Annotated in this window: 2 protein-coding genes and 1 pseudogene; all 3 read left to right on the forward strand. The window is 56.7% G+C overall.

Annotated features, from left to right (window positions below; all coding sequences use genetic code 11):
* The first annotated feature begins 79 nt into the window (after positions 1-79).
* Positions 80-1,039 (forward strand): conjugal transfer pilus assembly protein TraU, encoded by a 960-nt coding sequence (traU, locus tag CWM53_RS03590; protein WP_202386622.1) that lies wholly within the window; start codon positions 80-82, stop codon positions 1,037-1,039.
* A 12-nt stretch (positions 1,040-1,051) separates the two neighbouring features.
* A complete protein-coding gene (gene trbC / locus CWM53_RS03595) occupies positions 1,052-1,690 on the forward strand; it encodes a type-F conjugative transfer system pilin assembly protein TrbC (RefSeq protein ID WP_100750720.1) in 639 nt (212 codons plus the stop codon).
* 58 nt (positions 1,691-1,748) lie between these two features.
* Positions 1,749-2,372 (forward strand): annotated as a pseudogene (locus tag CWM53_RS03600) (conjugal transfer protein TraN); the annotation flags it as partial.

The raw sequence follows: 2,372 nt of genomic DNA on the forward strand, positions 1-2,372 counted from the left end.
GAACGGCTGAATATTGAGACCTTCCCTGTAAAATAAGGATGTTTCTGTGAAAACCCTGACGCTTTTCCTGAGTGCCCTGATGTTGTGGGGGTACAGCCTCAGTGCGGCTGCTGACCCCTCATGTGAGGGCCGGTTTGTTAACCCGATCACCGATGTGTGCTGGCGCTGCATCTTCCCTCTGTCGCTCGGCAGCGTGCAGGTTGGTAAAGGCGACCTGCCTGATACCAGCAATCCCGGTAATCCCCTGCAGCTGTGTCCGGCGCCGCCACCGCTTTTTGTTCGCCCCGGTCTGGCCATCGGGTACTGGGAGCCGATGGCCATGACGGACGTCAGCCGTTCGCCAGGTTGCATGGTCAATCTGGGGGGCTTCAGTATCAATCTCGGCAAGACCGGCATGGGAACCGCGAGAAAGGACGATAAGCAGGTGAACGGCGCCTTCTATCACGTTCACTGGTACAAGTACCCGCTGACGTACTGGCTGAACATCATCACGTCGGCAGGCTGTCTGGAAGGCGGAGACATGGATATTGCCTATCTGTCCGAGATTGACCCGACCTGGGTGGACAGCAGCCTCACCACCATCCTGAATCCGGAAGCGATCCTGTTTGCCAACCCCATCGCGCAGGGCGCCTGCGCAGCGGATGCGCTGGCCAGCGCATTCCATATGCCACTGGATGTGCTCTTCTGGTGTGGTGGCAGCCACGGCTCACTTTACCCGTTTAACGGCCAGGTCAGTAATGAATCCAGCCCGCTGCAGTCGTCGGTACTGGTCAGTGAGCGTATGGCCTTCAAGCTTCACCGGCAGGGTCAAATTATGGAGAGCATCGGGAAGGACAAGGCGGTCTGCTATGAGTATCCGTCCCCGATCATCCCCAAAGAACGCTGGCGCTATCAGATGGTGAACATGTACCCGGACAGCGGCCAGTGCCATCCGCTTGGACGCAGCGTGATGCGCTGGGAGGCCGGCAAAAATCCACCCAACACCCGCAAGAACTACGGCTATCTGATGTGGCGTAAACGCAATTGTGTCTTTCTCTGACAGGAGTCTCTCATGAAATTAATGAATCTGTTTATGGTCATGCTTTTGCTGAACGGACGAGCAGTGTTGGCTGAAACTTCCTCGGTTACAGACAGGGAATGGCTGAAGCAGCAGGAGAACCTCAGCGAACAGCTGCGCCAGCATCCGGATAAACAGCTGCAGCAGGAGCTTGAGGCGCAAATCAGCCGTAATCCTCTGCCCAAATCTGACCGCCAGTTTATCGATAATCTGGTCAGCCAGCAGAAAGCGGCGAATCAGGAAAAGCCGGCAGAAGGGGCTTTGTACTTTGTCTCCTTCTCGATACCTGAAGAGGGGCTGAAGCGGATGCTGCACGAAACCCGGCAGTATGGCATTCCGGCGACACTGCGCGGGCTCGTCAATAACGACATGAGGACCACCACCGACGCGGTGCTGCAGCTGGTGAAAGACGGCGTCACCGACGGGGTGCAGATCGACCCGACACTGTACACGCAGTACGGCATCCGGAGTGTGCCGTCTCTGGTGGTACGGTGTCAGGCCGGGTATGACGTGGTACGCGGTAACATTCACGTCAAACAGGCGCTGGAGAAAGTGGCACAAACCGGTGACTGCGCACAGGTGGCCCGGCAGATGCTTGATGCGCCCTCAAATGCCGCCGGGAGCCAGCCATGAAAGATAAACCGTACTTCATGGCGTTACCGGAAATGGTGAGGGATGCGGGAGGGTTGAAATGAAGACGGTTATTTCCGTGCTGACCGCGCATTTTTTTGTCCTGGGTACCTTCATCTGGCTGGCATCCCCCGCCTGCGCTGACAGTGGAAGCGACTATAAAGCCGGCTCGGATTTTGCGAAACAGGTGCAGGGCAATGGTCTGAACTCACTGAAAAATTTCAGTGGTGAGCAAAACCTGCCGGGGTATACCGCCAACCCGGATCAGACAAAATACTACGGCGGCGTCACTGCCAGCGGAGACAGCTCCCTGAAAAGCGATTCAGCCCTGGAGTTCAGCCAGGGGGATACCGGCAAAACGATTACGGAGTCGTTCACGAACCGGCCACCGGATCAGATATCTCAGGATGCGCCGTTTATTCAGGCCGCAAAGGATACCGAATCCCGTGCCGACAGCATTGTCGGTGATACCGGACAGTCCTGTACCGCCCAGGTTGTGAACCGCAGCGAGTTCACAAACCATACCTGCGAACGTGATCTGCAGGTGGAAAATTTTTGCACACGGGAAGCGACCCTGAAGGATAACGCCACCACGCAGAAAGTTAACCGAACCTATCAGCAGGTGGTGACGCTGAATTATGCCCGGAGTACCCGGCAATGGAGTGGCAACCTGACGATCCCGACC

The sequence above is a fragment of the Klebsiella sp. A-Nf5 genome (assembly GCF_002810545.1).
Taxonomy (GTDB): Bacteria; Pseudomonadota; Gammaproteobacteria; order Enterobacterales; family Enterobacteriaceae; genus Klebsiella; species Klebsiella variicola.